The organism is Dyella monticola (assembly GCF_003363155.1).
Classification (GTDB): Bacteria; Pseudomonadota; Gammaproteobacteria; order Xanthomonadales; family Rhodanobacteraceae; genus Dyella_B; species Dyella_B monticola.
In genome coordinates this window covers 365-1,787 of record NZ_QRBE01000032.1, presented here as the reverse complement: position 1 = coordinate 1,787, position 1,423 = coordinate 365, and the positions used below count along the sequence as shown (strand labels likewise).

General features: G+C 59.0%; 2 protein-coding genes. Both read left to right on the top strand.

What is annotated here, in order from left to right:
* Window positions 1-772, top strand: a 772-nt coding sequence (locus DWU98_RS21455; RefSeq protein WP_230474986.1) for a phospholipase D-like domain-containing protein, incomplete at its 5' end; no start/stop codon positions are given.
* Between the two features lie 3 nt (window positions 773-775).
* The coding region (locus DWU98_RS22390) for a tetratricopeptide repeat protein (RefSeq protein ID WP_230474985.1) at window positions 776-1,423 on the top strand (648 nt) is incomplete at its 3' end.

Below are 1,423 nucleotides of genomic sequence, written 5' to 3'. Positions count from 1 at the left end.
GATCAAGCAGGCGGTGCAAAAGCAGATCAAGGCGGGCCGCGATCCCGGCACGCACGGCCCGATTTATCTGTTCGTCGTCACCAATGCAAACGACGATGGCGTCGGCGACGGCACCGTCAATACCTACCGCATGCTCGATGCCTTGGGGCAGGCCAATACCATTCCCAATGTGGCCAAGGATGAGCGCGCCGATGCACTGACCGAACAGCGCCGCCAACTGGAAGGAAAACTCGTCGCCGCGATCGATAGCATGCCCGGCCCCCACGACGCGTCCGCCCGCGCGGCCAGCCGGGCGCGTCAACAAGCGCTCCAGCAACAAATCGCCGAGGTCGATCAGCAGATCAAGGACAACCACAACGGCATCGTGCCCTCGCTGGACATCGAGGGGTTGAAGGTGCTCGTGTGCTCGCTGGTGCCGCCGGATACCCCCGCGGGCCACGCCTGGGGCTACGTGTACGTGCACGCCAAGCTGATGATCGTGGACGACGTGTTCACCATCCTGGGCTCAGCCAACATCAACACGCGCAGCATGGAAGTGGATAGCGAGTTGAACATTTGTCATGAGCACAGCGGGGTGACGAGGCCGTTGCGGCAGAAGCTTTGGGATATTCACACGGGTGGCTTGGGCGCGCAGAAGAATGTGGCGGATGCGTTTAAGGCCTGGACTGAAATCACTAATAAAAATAAGGCGAGGCAACAAGGGAAACTCGCTCCTTACGCCTCGCTCGTCGGTTTTATGTACACCGGCAAGAAACGTACCCGTACGGATTGACCGATGAACCATCTTCGTTGGGTGTACGTAATCGTCCTCCTGCTCGCCGCCTGCTCCAAGGAATCCTCCATGTCTTCCTCGTCCGATCTGGCTGCCCTCAAGGCCGCGCTCGCGTTCACCTGCACGCACGAAGCGGACCGCCTGCCACCACTGAATCCAGACGCCGATCAGCTTTTTAAGTACGCGCGTTATCTGGAGAAGAAAAAAGGTCCCAAGGACTTCAACGCCGTCGCGCGCTACTACCGCATTGCCGCCGCGTACGGTCACTACAAGGCCAACCATAACCTGCAAGTACTGGTGTCCGAAGGTTTGGCTGACTCTCCCAACCGGCACGGGGAAACCATCGCGTTGGTGCAGCAGTTGATCAAGGACGGCGTCCCTGGTGGTTACTACGACATGGCGTATTACCTGGAGCTGGGCTACGGCGTGAAGCAGGATCAGGAGCTGGCGCTGCGCTATTACCGCAAGGCGGCGGATTTGGGTAACCCAGAGGGGCAATACCACGTCGGTGACAAACTCACCTGGCTGGATGATGCGGACGCCAAGAAGATAGGTTGGCAGATGTATCGGTGCGCCGCCGATCAAGGACATAGTGAGGCAGCCAATGCATTAGGTATTAACTTGCAGGACCACTCGTTCTATACCGAGGCC